Genomic DNA, 15,234 nt, shown 5'->3' on the forward strand with positions numbered 1-15,234 from the left:
GCGCCGTCTTGCCGGAGGCGCAGATCCTCCCACCGTCCCGATTTAGGCGCGCCATGCCCTTCAAATTCATCCACCTCACCGACACGCATCTCGCGAATCCCGGCTCGATGCTCTACGGCCTCGATCCGCGCGCCCGGCTGGATGCGGCGATCGCCGACATCAACAAGCATCAGTCCGACGCTGCGTTTGCGGTCGTGACCGGCGACCTCACCCATTGGGGCGAGCCTGAGTCCTACGCCAACTTCGCCGAGGCGATGGCGGCGCTGAAACTTCCCTACATCGCGATGGTCGGCAATCACGACAAGCGCGTCACCTGCCTGGACGCGCTGAAGGCGGCGCCGCGCGATGCCAACGGCTTCGTGCAGGGCACGCGCACCACCGAGCACGGCCTGTTCGTCTTCCTCGACACGCTGGACGAGACCAGCCATGCCGGCGAGATGTGCGCAAAGCGCCTCGGCTGGCTGGCGAGCACGCTCGCCGCCGCGTCCGCCGACCAGGAATTCGTCGTGTTCATGCACCATCCGCCCTTCCCGGTCGGCGTCCACGCCATGGACGAGATCGCGCTGAAGCAGAGCGCCGAATTCGCGGAAGTCATCGCGCCCTATCGCGCGCGGATCCGCCACCTTTTCTTCGGCCATGTGCACCGGCCGATCTTCGGCAGCTACGGCAAGATCCCGTTCTCGACGCTGCGCGGCACCAACCACCAGGTCTGGTTCGAGCTCGACGTTGCGGCCAGCGAGCATCTCGCCAGCCACGAGCCGCCGGCCTATGGCGTCGTGCTGATCGACGACGAGAACCTCGTCGTGCACAGCCACGATTTCCTCGACCAGAGTCTGCGCTTCCCCTTCGAGCCGCCGGCGGGAGTGGACGGCCGCGACTACGCGCTCAATTTCCGGGCGCGATGAGATGAGCCTCGCTGAACCCGCGGCTCTCCCGGTCGCGACGTCGGCGGCACCGCGTCTGCACCTTCTGAAGCGCTTCACGAGCCGCTTCAAGGCCTCGCTGCCGGCCTATCTGCTGCTCCTGCCCTCGCTGGTCTTCCTCGCGCTGTTCACCTATGGCGCGATGGGGCGCGTGCTGATCGATGCGCTCTATCAGCGCGCGACGCCGAAGGCGCCGGTGCGTTTCGTCGGCTTTGAGAACATCAGCGCGGTGCTTGCCGACCCCGCCTTCGCAGGAGCCGTCATCAACAATTTGATCTACGCCTTCGGCACGGCGGTGCCGAGCATTGCGCTTGCGCTGCTGTTCGCTCTGGCGCTGGCGCGCACCCATGCCGTGAACAGCGCGCTGCGTGCCGCGCTGTTCCTGCCGGTGCTGATCCCGATGGTCGCGGCCTCGGCGCTGTTCCTGTTCATCTTCCTGCCGAATGTCGGCCTGCTCGATTATTACATCGGCCGGCTGCTGCCGGTGCTGCCGAACTGGCTCGGCGATCCCGACATCGCGCTCTACGCGATCATGGTCATCACCGTCTGGAAGAACGCCGGCTATTACATGCTGTTCTTCCTCGCCGGCCTCCAGGCCGTGCCCGAGGACGTGATGGAGGCGGCGCATCTCGACGGCGCCGGACCGTATCGGCGGCTGCGCCATATCATCCTGCCGGAGCTCAAGCCCACCTTCCTGTTCGTCACCGTCATCGCCACGCTGAATGCGGTGACGCAGGTCGACCACGTCTTCGTCATGACTCAGGGCGGGCCGTCCAATGCGACCAACCTCGTGCTGTTCTACATCTACCAGCAGGCGGTCGAGCACTACGACATCGGCAAGGCTTCGGCGGCGACGCTGCTGACGCTGGCCGCGCTGATGGCCCTCACCGCGCTGTCCTTCCGCACCATGGCGAGCCGCGAGGGCGGGCCATGAAGCTGTTTGATACGCTGTGGAAGGACGCCCCGCTCGCCACCCGCGGCGAGATCACGCCCAAGCTCGGCTTCGCCCTGACCGTGCTGCTCGCAATGGTCTGGCTGATCCCCTTCCTGTGGATGGTCATCGCGACGCTGCGCCCCGCCTCCGACGGCATCAACGCCATGGCCGAGTTGATGCCGAGCCTCAAACCCACGCTCGACAACGTCAGGGACGCCTGGGAGATCGGCGATTTCCCGCGCTACACGCTCAACACTACGATCATCTGCACCGGCATCCTCCTGGTGCAGTTCGTCACGATCACGCTGGCCGGCTTTGCCTTCGCGCGCCTGGACTTCGCCGGCAAGACGCCGATCTTCTACCTGTTCCTGATGCAGCTGATGCTGGTGCCGGTGCTGCTGATCGTGCCGAATCTGTCGCTGGTGGCGCAGCTCGGTCTCTACGACACGCTGACCGGCGTGATGATGCCGTTCTTCGCCTCGGCCTTCGGCACCTTCCTGATGCGCCAGGCGTTCGAGGCCATTCCGACCGAGCTGGAAGACGCAGCCCTGATCGACGGCGCGGGCCTATTCCAGCGCATCCGCCACATCTACGTGCCGCTGTCGATGCCGAGCTTCTCGGCCTTCGCCATCATCTCCGTGACCAGCCACTGGAACGACTTCCTGTGGCCCCTGATGGTGATCAATTCGCCGGACAAGCGCCCACTCACGATCGGCCTCTCCGTTTTCACCAAGACCGCCGAAGGCACGCAGGCCTGGGGCACGATCGCCGCGGGTACCCTCATGGTGATCGCGCCTCTGCTCGTCGCCTTCCTGATCTTCCAGAAACGCTTCATCAGCTCTTTCGTCACCTCAGGCATCAAATAGGAGATTTTCACGATGCTGTTGTCCCGCAGGCTCATGCTCGGCCTTGCCATGGTAGGCACCATGGCAGGCGCCCTCGCCGTTCCGGCCAAGGCCGAAGGTCCGACCGAGGTCGACCTGTTCTTCCCCGTCCCCGTCGACGGCAAGCTCGCCCGCGACATGGGCACCCTGATCAAGGAGTTCAACGAGACTCATCCCAGCGTCAAGGCGACTGCGGTCTACACCGGCTCCTATGACGACACGCTGATCAAGACCCGCGCCGCGATCAAGGCCGGCAAGCCGCCGGCCGCCGTGATCATGTCGGCGAACTTCCTGCTGGACATGCAGATCGAGAACGAGCTCACCAATCTCGATGCGCTGATCAAGGCCGACGGCACCACCAAGGAGCAGTTCCTCGGCCAGTTCTTCCCGGCGCTGCACGGCAATGCCGTGATCAACCGCTCGGTCTACGGCGTGCCGTTCCACAATTCGACGCCGCTGCTCTACATCAACGCCGACAAGGCCAAGGAAGCGGGCCTTAATCCGAGCAAGCCGCCGCAGACCTGGGCCGAGCTCACCGACTGGGCCAAGAAGCTGACCAAGCGCGAGGGCGACAAGGTGACCCAATGGGGCATCGCGATCCCCTGCGCCTACGACTATTGCGGCTGGATGATGGAAACGCTCACCATGAGCAATGGCGGCCGCTACTACAACGAGGAGTTCGGCGGCGAGGTCTATTACGACACGCCCTCGATGCTGGGTGCACTGACCTGGTGGAACGACCTGATCTACAAGCACAAGGTCCACACGCCCGGCGCCACGCCTGGTCCCGCCGTCAGCACCTCCTTCATCTCGGGCAATGCCGCGATGATGATGCTGTCGACGGGCTCGCTCACTTACGTGCGCGACAACGCCAAGTTCGCCTACAAGGTCGCCTTCATCCCGCGCAACGTCCGCAACGCGGTGCCGATCGGGGGCGCCTCCCTGATCATGCCGGCCGGGCTTGAGGCCGACAAGCAGAAGGCCGCCTGGACGCTGATCAAGTGGATGACCTCGCCCGAGAAGAGCGGCTGGTGGAGCCGCGCCACCGGCTATTTCGCGCCAAACATGGCCGCCTACAAGACGCCGGAGATGGTCGAATTCCTGGGCAAGAACCCGGACGCCAAGACCGCCGTCGAGCAGCTCGACGTCGCAAAGCCGTGGTTTGCGACCTACAAGACCGTGCCGGTGCGCAAGAACCTCGAGGACGAGGTGATGCTGGTCCTCAACGGCAAGAAGCAGCCGAAGGAAGCCCTCGCCGCCGCCCAGAAAGCCGCCGACGAGACGCTCAAGCCGTACAATGCGGAGACGTCGCTGAAGCTGCCGTAAAATCGGCTGTCCATCGCACGAACAAGCTTCGGCGCCCCGTCATGCGGGGCGCCGAATGCGTTGGGAATGCGCTCGATCAGATCGTCACCACGATCTTGCCGAACTGATCGTTCGACTCCAGAAACCGATGCGCTTCGACGATGTCCTCGAAGCGGAACGTCCTGGCGATGACCGGCTGCAACGTGCGATCCGACAGCCCGTCGAGAATGAACGCCTTGGCCTGCGCGAGGCGCGCGGGATCGCGGATGATCTCGTGCACGAGGTAGCCGCACAGCACCAGGCTCTTCGTCAACACGTTGAACAGCGGAAACGGCGTCGGCTCAGGACTCAATCCACCATATTCGATCAGGATTCCGCCCGGCGACATGGCCGCGGTCAGCGGCTCGAACGCGGGACCACCGACGGCGTCGAAGACGACGCGGACCCCGTTAGATCCGGCGATCGCCTCCAGCCGCGCCCGAATGTCGTCTTCGTCCGAGGCGACGACATGGGCCGCGCCGGCATCGCGCAAGGCCCCAAGCTTGGTCGAGGTCCGCGTCAGTGCGACCGCCGTCGCGCCAACCCGGTTCGCAATCTGAATCGCCGCGAGCCCGACGCTGCTGGATGCAGCGGTGATGGCAACGATGTCCCCTCGGGCAAGCCGGGCGATATCAACCAAAGCGCCGTAGGCCGTCAGATACTGCATCCACACGGCCGCCGCCTTCTTGAAGCCGAGCTCCGGCGGATGTTTCACGATGAGTTCGGCCGGAAACGTCGCGAGCTCGGCATAGGCCGGCCATCGCACCATCGACAGCGGCGGCACGATGCTCACGATGTCGCCCGGCACAAAGCTCGTCACATCGTCCCCGACCGCTTCGACGATGCCGGCCGCCTCGAGACCCAGCCCAGATGGAAATGTCGCGCACTCGATATAGGTTCCCCTTCGCAACAAGGCCTCGGCGCGATTGAGGCCGAGTGCCTTGACCCGGATCTGCACCTCGCCCGTCGTCGGTGGCGGAACATCGATCGTTTCGATGCGCAGCACGTCGGGACCACCATGGCGATAAAAGCGAACGGCGCGGGCCATGGATGCACTCCAAAACAGTTGAACTGAATAGAGCTATGCCGATCCGTGCGAAGAGGATAAATCGCCCAAGCAAGCCAACAGTCGAAACCAGGAGTTTTCAATCATGGACCGCCTGACCAGCATGGCCGTGTTCGTCAGGGCCGTCGATCTCGGCTCGTTCGCGGCTGCGGCCGATGCCCTGGAGATGTCGGGGCCGATGGTTGGCAAGCACGTCCGTTTCCTCGAAGAGCGCCTCGGGGCGCGGCTCCTCAACCGCACCACGCGGCGCCAGAGCCTGACCGACGCCGGCCAGGCCTACTACGAACGCTGCCGCGCGGTGCTGAGCGAGGCCGAAGCCGCAGATAGCGTCGTTGCCGACCAGCTGTCGGAGCCGCGCGGCAGGCTGCGCGTCACCATGCCGGCCCTGCTGGGACGGCACTGCATTGCGCCGTTGCTGATGAAGCTCGCGCGGAAATATCCGCATCTCGAACTCGACCTCTCGTTCGGCGATCCGATTGCCGACATCGTCGAGGCCGGCTACGATCTGGCAATCCGAACCGGCGATCTCGACGACCAGTCCGGCCTGATCGCACGGCGCATCGCAAGCCAGCGCATGGTGGTATGTGGCGCGCGGTCGTATTTGCGCACGAGCGGCAGGCCGAAATCGCTCGACGATCTCGCCGCCCATCAAGCGATCATCTATCGCGGCTCAGGGCGTGTCCGGCCGTGGCTCTTTCCGCAGGAGGGCGGACCTCAGCGCGAGATCATGCCATCGGGCCGGCTCCGACTTGACGACCTGGAGGCGATTGCCGATGCCGCGGCACAAGGCATGGGTCTCGCCTGGCTTCCCTATTGGCTGGTCCGCGAGCGCCTCGACACGGGTGCGCTGGTCAATCTCTTCAGCAGTCAGCCCCAATTCCTCTACGAGTGCCACGCTCTCTGGCCGCGCTCACCCCGGCTGCCGCCGAAGGTGCGCGCCGCCGTGGACATCCTCGCGACCGGCTTGCCGAAGCTGATGGCGTGACCATGGCTGCGCCCAATTAACTTCTCGTCCACCATCCGGCCCGGCCTGGCGCCGGTAACCACGAGAATTAACAGACCCTCAACGCACCCCCGACAAATCTATCAATGTTTCTGGAGATTTCGCCGTGGATCTGTTGGTTTTCGAGTTCCTGGGATTGGCCTTGGTCGCCATGTGCGTGATCGTGGTGGCGCTGCCCTGCGCCCGCAAATCCTCGCACCGGATCCGTTACGAATAGGAATTTCGTCGGAAAGGGACGATTCCGGCCCGATGCAAGGCTCGAATTCGCTTAGAGCCCCTTGACATCACAGCACTTTCGGCGGAACGGCTGATACCAAGTGTCATGGGCCGTTCATGGATTTAATTACCACCACCGCTGACCTCGCGGCTGCCTGCAGCCGGCTGGCCAAGCACCCCGTCATAACAGTCGATACCGAATTCCTGCGCGAGACCACTTACTACCCGCTGCTGTGCGTGGTGCAGATGGCCAGCGCCGAGGAAGCCGTGGTCATCGACACCCTGGCCGAGGGGATCGATCTCAAGCCGTTCTTCGAGCTGATGGGCAACGAGGGCGTGCTCAAGGTGTTTCACGCCGCCCGCCAAGACATTGAGATCATCTGGCACCAGGCGGGCATCATCCCGCACCCGGTGTTCGACACCCAGGTGGCTGCGATGGTGCTCGGTTACGGCGACAGCATCGCCTATGACGCGCTGGTCGAGAAGGTCACCGGCCACCGTCCCGACAAGACCCACCGCTTCACCGACTGGTCGCGCCGGCCGCTGACCAGGGAGCAGATGCATTACGCGGTCTCCGACGTCACCCATCTGCGCGACGTGTTCGCCGCGCTCGACGCCGACCTGAAGAAACGCCGCCGCAGCGAATGGGTCTCCATCGAGATGGAGGTCCTGACCTCGCCCCGCACCTATGATTTCCATCCCGAGCGCGCCTGGGAGCGCCTGAAGACGCGGGTCCGCAAGCCCAAAGACCTCGCGGTGCTGATGGAGGTCGCGGCCTGGCGCGAACAGGAGGCGCAGAGCCGCGACGTGCCGCGCGGCCGCGTGCTGCGCGACGAAGCCGTCACCGATATCGCGACCCACGCGCCGACCACGCTGGAGAAGCTCGCCCATCTGCGCTCGGTGCCGAAGGGGTTCGAGAAATCCAAATGGGGCGCGGACATCATCGCCGCGGTCGAGCGGGGGCTGGCGCGGGACTTCTCGAAGCTGCCCAAGCTGGAGAAACCGCGCAACAATTCCAACGGCGCCGCCATCGTCGAGCTGTTGAAGGTGCTGTTGCGGATGACCGCCGAGCGCCACGCAGTCGCAAGCAAGGTGATCGCGACCGTCGACGACTTAGAGGAGATCGCGGCGGACGATGAGGCCGACGTGCCCGCCTTGCGCGGTTGGCGCCGCGAGCTGTTCGGCGACGCCGCGCTGAAGCTCAAGCGCGGCGAGCTCGCGCTCGCGATCGAGAAAGGCCGCGTGATCGGGGTGCAGCGGGCGTAGGGGCACGCTGTCGCGCCGATTTCCCGTCATTGCGAGCCAACGGCTCCGCGCGAAGCGCGGCCCGATGACAGGTTCAGGGAAGCAATCCAGAATCCCTCGTCGGAAACAGTCTGGATTGCTTCGTCGCAAGAGCTCCTCGCAATGACGACGGAGAGAGCGACGAAGCCTTACGCCGGCGTCAGCTTCGCCACTTCGCTCTTCATGTCGTTCAGCACGCCGGAGATCGCGTCCACCAGTTCGTCGATCTGGGTCTTGGTCGTGATCAGCGGCGGGCAGATCGCGATGGCATCGAGCATGTTGCGCGAGATCACGCCGCGCTCCTGGAGCATGCGGCTGGCGATGCCGCCGACGGCGCCCGGCGTTGCCGCCGCGGTCTTGCGCGCCTTGTCGAGCACGAGCTCGAGCGCGGCGATCATGCCGACGCCGCGGACCTCGCCGACCAGCGGGTGGCTGGCGAGTTCACGCAAGCGGCCCTGCATGTAGCCACCGAGCTCGGCCGCGTGTGCGACGAGGCCGCGCTCCTCGATGATCTTGAGGTTCTCCAGCGCAATCGCCGAGCCGACCGGATGGCCGCCCGCGGTGAAGCCGTGGCCGAGCACGCCGATCTTGTTGCTCTCGTCCGCGATCGGCTCGAACATGCGGTCGTTCAGGATGATCGCCGAGAGCGGGAAATAGCTCGATGTGATCTGCTTGGAGACGACGATCGCATCGGGCTTGATGCCGTAGGTCTCGCAGCCGAACATCTTGCCAGTGCGGCCGAAACCGCAGATCACCTCGTCGGCGACCAGGAGAATGTCGTACTTCTTCAGGACCTTCTGGATCTTGTCCCAATAGGTCGCCGGCGGCACCACGACACCGCCCGCCCCCATCACCGGCTCGCCGAAGAACGCCGCGATCGTATCCGGCCCTTCCTTCTGGATCAGGGCGTCGAGCTCCTCGGCCCGGCGCGTGGCGAAGGCTTCCTCGCTCTCGCCGGGGGCGCCGTCCTTGTAGAAGTGCGGCGAGCCCGTATGCAGGATGTTCGGCAGCGGCAGGTCGAACGAGCGATGGTTGTTCGGCAGGCCCGTGAGGCTGGCGGATGCGATGGTGACGCCGTGATAGGCACGCAGGCGGCTGATCACCTTCTTGCGCTGCGGTTGGCCGAGCGCGTTGGAGCGATAGGCGATCAGCTTCAACACGGTGTCGTTCGCTTCCGAGCCGGAATTGGTGAAGAACACCTTGCTCATGGGCACCGGCGCGAGCGCGACCAGCTTCTCGGCGAGGTCGATCGACGGACCGTGCGATTTGGCGGAGAACGTATGGTAGAACGGCAGCGCCTGCATCTGCTTGTGCGCCGCCTCGACCAGTCGCTTCTCGTTGAAGCCGAGCCCGACGCTCCACAGGCCCGCCATGGCTTCGAAATAGCGCTTGCCCGACGCGTCGAAGACGTAAGGCCCCTCGCCGCGCTCGATCACCAGCGGACCGGCCTGCTGATGCGTGCGCGCATTGGTGTAGGGATGGAGCTGATAGGCCACATCCCGGGCCTCTTGCGAATTGGGCAGCATGGACATTTGCGATGATCCCTAAAAGCGTCACGCCGCCGGCGGGCCGGCGTCATCACTCGATGGCGAGTACTTGTCTCAAGTACTTGGCTATTGCCACGACGCAAAACTTGCAATGCCAATTCGTCGGCGGCAAGCGCTCAGCAGCGATGCACAAAGCCGCACATGACAGGACCGCGGATCGCAGAATCGGGCTGGGCAGCTCTCACGCCGCGCCGTCGTCGTCCACTTCGTCGGTGGCGGAAACGGCTTCCCTCACCTCCATCAGCGCCATCGAGAGCAAGTAGACCGTGGTAGGCAGCCCAAGCCTGCGCGCCTTCTCGGCGGCATGCGACAGATCGCTCGCCAGCTCCTTGAGCTCGTCTCCCCGCGACAATTCTCAACCCCATCGACCGGCCGCGGCCGCCTACACCGCAACGGCGCCGCTGGTTCTGATCAGTTCGGCGCTGGACTGGACTGTGGCAAAATTCGCAATGACATCCACTACCGCATGCCGGTAGGCCGCGGCATCGTCCGTGCCCGGCTGCCGGCAAGCCACCGCGTCGGTGATCACATGGTAGCGATGACTGCGGTGAAACCCCTCGACGGCAGTGGCCAGGATGGTCTCGTCCAGGGAAAAGCCGATCAGGATGCAGCGTGTGGTGCGGATAGCGGACATGTGGCCGCCAAACCGCGACGAGCTGTAGGCGGACGGCAGCGGGTGCTCGAACGTCATCTCGCCCGGTTGTGGCCTGGTCTCCGCGATCCAATCGGTCAGTCTGGATGACGGATTGAACCAGGCCGCCTGCGCGATGCGCTTCAGATGCATCACCGGCCATAGATTGCTGCGCCACAGCGTCAGGAGTTCCAGGCAGCGCGCCGCCGTCGCATCGCCGTCGCGGATAACGTGACGGCGGCCGGGAGTCAGGTACTCGACCTGAAGATCCGCACAGACCAGGATCGGCGGATCATCGTGCATTGAAACCAGCATCGAGTTGCGCGCAGCTGCACCTGTTTCAGCGGTCGGCGAGCGCGAGGTCCCGCAGCGGCGAGGTCACCGCCCGCCCGGCCGAGGCATCGAGCACGCCAGGACGGTCCCAATCGCCCTCGGGACGAATAATCACATAGGGATCGCTATCCAGCGTGATGGCGTCCGGGCCCGGCTCGATCTCCAGCAGCATCTCCGTGTAGGAGAAATCCGAGAACGTGATCTTGCGGTTGTGACCGAGCGGCTTGGCGCCGAAATGGGCCCAGAAATCGACCAGCCGGTCCTGCGCCTGGCCGTAGATCTTGCGAAAGCCCTTGCGCTTCACATAATCGACACTGGCCTGCACCAGCTTGAACGAGACGCGCGAGCGCCGATATTGGTGACGCACCGCAAGCCGCTCCACCTTGGCGAAATCGCCGAAGAAGCGCACCCGCAGGCAGCCCGCAGGCTCGTTGCCGACGAAGCCGATGAAATGCGCCGCGACCATGTCGTTGCCGTCGAACTCCTCCTCGAACGGACAATCCTGCTCGGCGAGGTAGACCGCCGAGCGGATGGCGGTCACCAGCATGAGATCGCTTGGGTCGCGCGCGAGGCGGATGGTGATGGCGCGGGAACAGGGCTTGGCGACTGGAATCCTAGTACCGTGCATCTGCAAAGCTCCTTGATTGGATGATCGCTCCCGGCATGCGCATCGGCTGTCGATGCCAGGGCCGCTCGTAGCACCAAAGGTCGGGTTGGAAGCTCGGGACGGGCGCAAAGCCTGTTGCCTTCATGATGTCGCGTCCGGCCACCGTTGACGGCTGCGCATAGCAATCCGCATCGCGAAACCTTATCTGCCGCAGATGAGCCGCGGCCTTACCGAGACCGGCGATGCCGCGGCCCGTCGCCGCGATCGCCCAGATGTAGATGGCAGCGACGTCTTCGTCTGCCGATGCGAGATAACGCGTCTCGGGCGCGGTGAGGCAAATCTCGTCGAGCAGCAGCGCGTCATGTCCGCGGTCATTGAGAAACAGGAAGGCCATGCCGCCGACGAGCTTGCCTTTGCGGCTGAATGTCAGGATGCTCTGGGGATCGAAGACGTAATATTTGGCAAGCTCCGCCGTCCCGATCTGCACGCCCGGCACCAGCCGGTGCGCCATCTCCGAAAGCGCTCCAATTTCGGAAAATTGCGCACAGCGGACGTCGACGTCCGGGCTCAGCGGCAAGGCATCGAAATCATGCCTTGCGGCAAACGTGCCCCTTTCCATACTCATGTCGCGCCTCTATCGTTCGAGGCTTTCATGCCCCGCTACGACGAGCTTAGCGGTTGGGGATCAGGAGTATGCAGCAGTTATTGCACCGGGGTGCTGCGATGATGCAGCACCGTGAAGAAGCCCTGGGCGCGTCCTGGGATGATTTGAAGCTGTTTTTAGCGTGCGCAAAATTTAAAAGTTTTCGGAATGCCGCCGAAGAGCTCGGCCTCACCTCCACCACGCTGATGCGCCGCATCGACCGGCTCGAGGAGAGCATTGGGTGCAAGCTGTTCCTGCGCGACCAGAGCGGGCTGACGCTCAGCGACGAAGGCGCTGCGATGATCGCCGACGTCACGCATATGGAGCGTCATGCCTTCAACGTCTTCCGCCGCGCGGCGCGGTCCTCGAACGACACCTCGGGCACCGTTCGCGTCGCGGTGACGGAAGGCCCCGGCAATTTCTGGATCCTGCCGCGGCTGATCGACTTCCAGAAGACGTACCGCAAGATCACGGTCGATCTGCGCTGCGCGATGGAGCAGGCCGACGTCGCGCGGCTCGAATCCGATATCGCGATCCAGCTCGAGCCGCCGACCAATCCCGATCTGATCGTCGCCAAGCTCGGCCGCCTCCACATCTATCCCTTCGTCTCCAAGGAGTATGAAAGCCTCTACGGCGTGCCGGCAACGCTCGCCGAACTGAACAATCACCGCATCATCAAGCAGAGCGCGCCGCAGGTCGACGACGGCGCCTATGCCCGCGTGCTCGGGCTGAAGTCGCTCGAAGGCATCGTCGGGATCAAGACCAATTCGTCGGTGGGCGTGCTCTACGCGGTGGAGCGCGGCGCCGGCATCGGCTTCCTGCCGACGGTGTCGATCGCGCTCGGTGCGCCGCTCGTTGCGGTCGATCTCGGCGTCAGCCATCACGCCGATCTCTGGCTCACCTATCACAAGGAGTTCCGCAGCTCCGAGCGGCACAAGATCGTGGTCGACTGGCTGAAGAAGATCTTCGATGCCAGGACCTATCCCTGCTTCCGCGACGAGTTCATCCATCCGAACGCGCTGGTGCCGATGATGACGGCGGCGCGCGAGGGCTTTGGCCTGGCGGGATACGTGGCGACGGCGCCGACTTAACGCAGGCGAGCGTCAGCTCACCATTTGTATTCGAAGCCGAGCGTGCCCTGGTGCGAGGTGAGCTCGTTGCGAAATTTGCCGTCGTAATTGACGTAGAGCCTCGCCACGTTGGTCAGGCTGAGCGAAGCCGAGGCGCCGGCATCCGCGCCGTAACGGCTCTCGCCGATGCCGGGGACGATGACGTTCTGGGCGCCCAGACTGACCTGGATGGATCCGAGGTCCTGGTGGAAATTGTCGACGAACTTGCCGTAGGCCGAGAGGTCCAGGATCTTCTGGTCGATGATGAAATAGCGGCCGACCTCGGCCCCGAGCATGATGCGCGCGCGCGAGAGCGCCGACGAGCCGACGTTGAGCGGATCGAGCCCGCCGGTCTCCTGGAACGCGGCGCTGGTGGCACGCACATATTCCAGCGCGCCCTTGGGCACGATGCGCATCTCGTCCTTGGTCCAGTAATAGCTGATCTCGGTCAGCGCGCCGTCCACGGCGGCGCGATAGCGCGCGGTCGCAAGGCCAAGGCCGGTATCGCGGCTGGAATGGACCTTGCCGAAGCCGTGCACCACGGCAAAGGCCCAGGTCCACGGGCCCTTGTCGACGGAGCCGCTGAAGCCGAGCTGGGTGAGATCGAGGGTTGCGGATTGCAGCGCCAGCGGCACGTCGATGTCGGTGTGGCTGTGGTCGACGGAGAATCCGATGTTGACGCCGGGTGCGAGCCGCGCGCCAAAGCCGGCAACGCCGCCGAAGGTCTTGCGCTTGTCGCCGACGAAGTCGCCTTGCGCATCGGTGCGGACCGAAAGGCCATAGCCCTCGAACCAGGTGCGGTAGCGCGGATCTTCCGCAGCCACCGAGGCGCCGCCGCCGCCCGGATTGGTGCGGAACGCCCGGTTGACGCCGCCGGAGGCCTGATTGCCGAGCCGCTCCAGAAAGCCTGAGCCGAAATTGAGCATGCTGTTGCCGGCTGACTGATTTTGATTGGTCGAGGTCGGCGACGGAATCGGGGTCGGTGACGGCGTGGGTGTCGGCGTGGGCGTCGGGGTCGGTGTGGGCGTGCTTTGCGCGAAGCCGGGGCTCACGGCCGCCATCGTCACGACCAGCGCAAACGCCATCGCGAGCGCAGCCACGATCCGCCGGACGCGGTCCAGCCCGATCGTCTGCCGTCTCCCGGAGAGCTGCGCGGCGCAGCGCATGACGATGAATCCCGAAAGCGAAGTGGCGGCGCGCAAAAATGCAACACGGTCTGCGGCGCTTGCGGCGATTTGGGCCGAACTGCCACGAGGGGTCAACCGGTTGGCGCATAACGGCCGAGGCTATTGCACCGATTGTGGTTCTGCTGCCACAGGTCGCAAATTGCGCTTGAAGGCACCCGGCTTGGTCTTGAAATCCGCGCGCGGCTTGCTAGCCGGCGAATTTCATGTTGCAATATCGGTCACAATCGGAATTGGCCGTTTGCTGTGCGTTTCGCGACATTGCGCCTCAAGACTCGAACAGACTTCCGGGAGCCCGTTTGTGGCGTGGCACGCGAAAAAGCGGCCGCGTCGTTTTTATATCTAGTGGAGGAGACGAGCGATGCCGCAAAAGGGCACCGTCAAATGGTTCAACCCGACAAAGGGCTATGGGTTCATCAAGCCGAATGGCAGCGACAAGGACGTGTTCGTCCACATCTCCGCCGTCGAGCGTGCCGGACTCTCTACCCTCAACGAGAATCAGGTGGTTGAATTCGACCTCGTGGAGAACCGCGGCAAATCATCCGCGGAGAACCTCAAGGTTTCCTGATGTCTCTCGCGGCATGCGAGCGATCATGACGTTGCCCCCCGGCTCTGCCGGGGGATTTTGTTTCGAACTGCAGCAAAACAGCGCGTAGCTGGAGAAACGAATATCACCACCAATCGACCAGAGACGACGGCCGACGAACTCCAACGCCCAGCTTCGTCGTGCGACGAGAAGGCACTCACGCCGTTCGATGTTTTCGGCTCGGACCTTCCCGACGAGGCATTCGCGGGTGTGTTCGATCACCCCCGGCAAGTCGGCAGACTGGTCGATCGACTGCTCTACGGCTCTTGAGTCCCGAGCTGTCTAACTCACCACCGGCGATACCAAAAAATTCTCCGACGCTGCGCTTCCCGCCGTCTTGCAGACATCGCCCTCGATGCGGACCTTGCCGGCCGCGAGCAGCCGCAGCGCCTCGGGATAGATGCGGTGCTCGACTTCGAGGATGCGCTCGGACAGCGTCTCCGCGGTATCGTGGTCGCTGACGGGAACCGCGCCCTGCATCACGATCGGGCCGGCATCGGTCTCGGGAATGACGAAGTGGACCGTCGCGCCGGAGAGCTTGACGCCGGCGCGCAGGGCCTGGCCGTGCGGGTCGAGGCCGGGGAACGATGGCAGCAGCGAGGGATGGATGTTGAGCATCCGCCCGTACCAGGCCTTGGTGAACTCGGCCGTGAACAGGCGCATGAAGCCGCCGAGACAAATCAGCTCGATGCCGTGCTTGTCGAGCGCGGCCTGCAGCACCGTCTCGAAGCCGGCGCGGTCCCTGCCGAACGGCTTGCTTTCGATCACCTCGGTGGTCACGCCGCTCGCTCTGGCACGTTCGAGCCCGGGCGCATCCGCCTTGTTCGAGATGACGAGCGATATCTCCGCCGGGAAATCCGCGGCGGCGGCTGCCCTGATCAGCGCAGCCATGTTGGAGCCGCGCCCGGAAATCAGGATGGCGACGCGGCGCTTCATCACG

At 64.4% G+C, this 15,234-nt stretch carries 16 protein-coding genes; 8 read left to right on the forward strand and 8 right to left on the reverse strand.

The genetic code is table 11. The features are described 5' to 3' along the window. The first annotated feature begins 53 nt into the window (after positions 1-53). The 4 genes from I6F16_RS02345 to I6F16_RS02360 are packed head-to-tail and all read left to right on the forward strand — an operon-like array spanning position 54 to position 4,067. Entirely contained in the window at positions 54-905 is an 852-nt protein-coding gene (locus I6F16_RS02345) for a phosphodiesterase (protein WP_225114147.1), read from the forward strand. Between the two features lies 1 nt (position 906). Then, a complete protein-coding gene (locus I6F16_RS02350; RefSeq protein WP_225114148.1) occupies positions 907-1,857 on the forward strand; it encodes a sugar ABC transporter permease in 951 nt (316 codons plus the stop codon). After that, positions 1,854-2,723 carry a carbohydrate ABC transporter permease gene (locus I6F16_RS02355; RefSeq protein WP_057028987.1) on the forward strand — a complete coding sequence of 290 codons (870 nt, stop codon included), beginning with the start codon at positions 1,854-1,856 and terminating at the stop codon, positions 2,721-2,723. Before I6F16_RS02350 ends, I6F16_RS02355 begins: the two co-directional genes overlap by 4 nt. A gap of 12 nt (positions 2,724-2,735) precedes the next feature. Continuing rightward, positions 2,736-4,067, forward strand: coding sequence for an ABC transporter substrate-binding protein (locus I6F16_RS02360; protein WP_225114149.1), 1,332 nt, complete (start codon positions 2,736-2,738; stop codon positions 4,065-4,067). Positions 4,068-4,143: 76 nt separating this feature from the next. Here I6F16_RS02360 and I6F16_RS02365 read toward each other — a convergent pair whose 3' ends face one another. Next, on the reverse strand, positions 4,144-5,133 hold the full coding sequence (locus I6F16_RS02365) for a zinc-dependent alcohol dehydrogenase family protein (RefSeq protein WP_225114150.1): 990 nt from the start codon (positions 5,131-5,133) through the stop codon (positions 4,144-4,146). 103 nt (positions 5,134-5,236) lie between these two features. On the opposite strand from I6F16_RS02365, the gene I6F16_RS02370 reads away from it, so the two are divergent. Further along, positions 5,237-6,136, forward strand: a complete 900-nt coding sequence (locus I6F16_RS02370) for a LysR family transcriptional regulator (protein WP_225114151.1) — start codon at positions 5,237-5,239, stop codon at positions 6,134-6,136. Positions 6,137-6,487: 351 nt separating this feature from the next. Continuing rightward, on the forward strand, positions 6,488-7,636 hold the full coding sequence (gene rnd / locus I6F16_RS02375) for a ribonuclease D (protein ID WP_225114152.1): 1,149 nt from the start codon (positions 6,488-6,490) through the stop codon (positions 7,634-7,636). A 167-nt stretch (positions 7,637-7,803) separates the two neighbouring features. Here rnd and I6F16_RS02380 read toward each other — a convergent pair whose 3' ends face one another. The 5 genes from I6F16_RS02380 to I6F16_RS02400 all read right to left on the reverse strand — a co-directional run bounded on the left by I6F16_RS02380 (position 7,804) and on the right by I6F16_RS02400 (position 11,397). Continuing rightward, positions 7,804-9,186, reverse strand: a complete 1,383-nt coding sequence (locus tag I6F16_RS02380; RefSeq protein WP_036000540.1) for an aspartate aminotransferase family protein — start codon at positions 9,184-9,186, stop codon at positions 7,804-7,806. 196 nt (positions 9,187-9,382) lie between these two features. Then, positions 9,383-9,553 carry a hypothetical protein gene (locus I6F16_RS02385; RefSeq protein ID WP_167361657.1) on the reverse strand — a complete coding sequence of 57 codons (171 nt, stop codon included), beginning with the start codon at positions 9,551-9,553 and terminating at the stop codon, positions 9,383-9,385. Between the two features lie 30 nt (positions 9,554-9,583). Continuing rightward, positions 9,584-10,147 carry an isochorismatase family protein gene (locus I6F16_RS02390; RefSeq protein ID WP_036000543.1) on the reverse strand — a complete coding sequence of 188 codons (564 nt, stop codon included), beginning with the start codon at positions 10,145-10,147 and terminating at the stop codon, positions 9,584-9,586. Positions 10,148-10,172: 25 nt separating this feature from the next. Further along, entirely contained in the window at positions 10,173-10,793 is a 621-nt protein-coding gene (locus I6F16_RS02395) for a GNAT family N-acetyltransferase (protein ID WP_036000546.1), read from the reverse strand. Further along, positions 10,780-11,397, reverse strand: a complete 618-nt coding sequence (locus I6F16_RS02400; RefSeq protein WP_036000548.1) for a hypothetical protein — start codon at positions 11,395-11,397, stop codon at positions 10,780-10,782. Before I6F16_RS02400 ends, I6F16_RS02395 begins: the two co-directional genes overlap by 14 nt. Before the next feature lie 68 nt (positions 11,398-11,465). Here I6F16_RS02400 and I6F16_RS02405 point away from each other — a divergent pair, with 68 nt between their 5' ends. Continuing rightward, positions 11,466-12,506: a LysR family transcriptional regulator gene (locus tag I6F16_RS02405; RefSeq protein ID WP_036000552.1), complete on the forward strand. Its 1,041-nt coding sequence runs from the start codon at positions 11,466-11,468 to the stop codon at positions 12,504-12,506. A 17-nt stretch (positions 12,507-12,523) separates the two neighbouring features. Here the strand turns inward: I6F16_RS02405 and I6F16_RS02410 are convergent, their stop codons facing one another. Continuing rightward, entirely contained in the window at positions 12,524-13,690 is a 1,167-nt protein-coding gene (locus tag I6F16_RS02410) for an autotransporter outer membrane beta-barrel domain-containing protein (protein ID WP_225114153.1), read from the reverse strand. 379 nt (positions 13,691-14,069) lie between these two features. Between I6F16_RS02410 and I6F16_RS02415 the strand changes: the two genes are divergently transcribed. Further along, the gene (locus tag I6F16_RS02415) at positions 14,070-14,276 is read left to right on the forward strand and encodes a cold-shock protein (RefSeq protein WP_027576280.1); all 207 of its coding nucleotides are present in this window, start codon (positions 14,070-14,072) and stop codon (positions 14,274-14,276) included. A gap of 300 nt (positions 14,277-14,576) precedes the next feature. On the opposite strand, the gene purN is transcribed toward I6F16_RS02415, so the two are convergent. Further along, complete coding sequence (gene purN, locus I6F16_RS02420; protein WP_225114159.1) at positions 14,577-15,230, reverse strand: phosphoribosylglycinamide formyltransferase; 654 nt, start codon at positions 15,228-15,230, stop codon at positions 14,577-14,579. Between the last annotated feature and the right edge of the window lie 4 nt (positions 15,231-15,234).

The sequence above is a fragment of the Bradyrhizobium sp. IC4060 genome (genome assembly GCF_020193715.1).
In the GTDB taxonomy this organism is placed as follows: domain Bacteria; phylum Pseudomonadota; class Alphaproteobacteria; order Rhizobiales; family Xanthobacteraceae; genus Bradyrhizobium; species Bradyrhizobium yuanmingense.

Bases quoted from the DNA above. Each gene is read 5' to 3' on its own strand.
- I6F16_RS02345 (WP_225114147.1), top strand. From the start codon at position 54: ATGCCCTTCAAATTCATCCACCTCACCGACACGCATCTCGCGAATCCC.
- I6F16_RS02350 (WP_225114148.1), top strand. From the start codon at position 907: ATGAGCCTCGCTGAACCCGCGGCTCTCCCGGTCGCGACGTCGGCGGCA.
- I6F16_RS02355 (WP_057028987.1), top strand. From the start codon at position 1,854: ATGAAGCTGTTTGATACGCTGTGGAAGGACGCCCCGCTCGCCACCCGC.
- I6F16_RS02360 (WP_225114149.1), top strand. From the start codon at position 2,736: ATGCTGTTGTCCCGCAGGCTCATGCTCGGCCTTGCCATGGTAGGCACC.
- I6F16_RS02365 (WP_225114150.1), bottom strand. From the start codon at position 5,133: ATGGCCCGCGCCGTTCGCTTTTATCGCCATGGTGGTCCCGACGTGCTG.
- I6F16_RS02370 (WP_225114151.1), top strand. From the start codon at position 5,237: ATGGACCGCCTGACCAGCATGGCCGTGTTCGTCAGGGCCGTCGATCTC.
- rnd (WP_225114152.1), top strand. From the start codon at position 6,488: ATGGATTTAATTACCACCACCGCTGACCTCGCGGCTGCCTGCAGCCGG.
- I6F16_RS02380 (WP_036000540.1), bottom strand. From the start codon at position 9,186: ATGTCCATGCTGCCCAATTCGCAAGAGGCCCGGGATGTGGCCTATCAG.
- I6F16_RS02390 (WP_036000543.1), bottom strand. From the start codon at position 10,147: ATGCTGGTTTCAATGCACGATGATCCGCCGATCCTGGTCTGTGCGGAT.
- I6F16_RS02395 (WP_036000546.1), bottom strand. From the start codon at position 10,793: ATGCACGGTACTAGGATTCCAGTCGCCAAGCCCTGTTCCCGCGCCATC.
- I6F16_RS02400 (WP_036000548.1), bottom strand. From the start codon at position 11,397: ATGAGTATGGAAAGGGGCACGTTTGCCGCAAGGCATGATTTCGATGCC.
- I6F16_RS02405 (WP_036000552.1), top strand. From the start codon at position 11,466: ATGCAGCAGTTATTGCACCGGGGTGCTGCGATGATGCAGCACCGTGAA.
- I6F16_RS02410 (WP_225114153.1), bottom strand. From the start codon at position 13,690: ATGCGCTGCGCCGCGCAGCTCTCCGGGAGACGGCAGACGATCGGGCTG.
- I6F16_RS02415 (WP_027576280.1), top strand. From the start codon at position 14,070: ATGCCGCAAAAGGGCACCGTCAAATGGTTCAACCCGACAAAGGGCTAT.
- purN (WP_225114159.1), bottom strand. From the start codon at position 15,230: ATGAAGCGCCGCGTCGCCATCCTGATTTCCGGGCGCGGCTCCAACATG.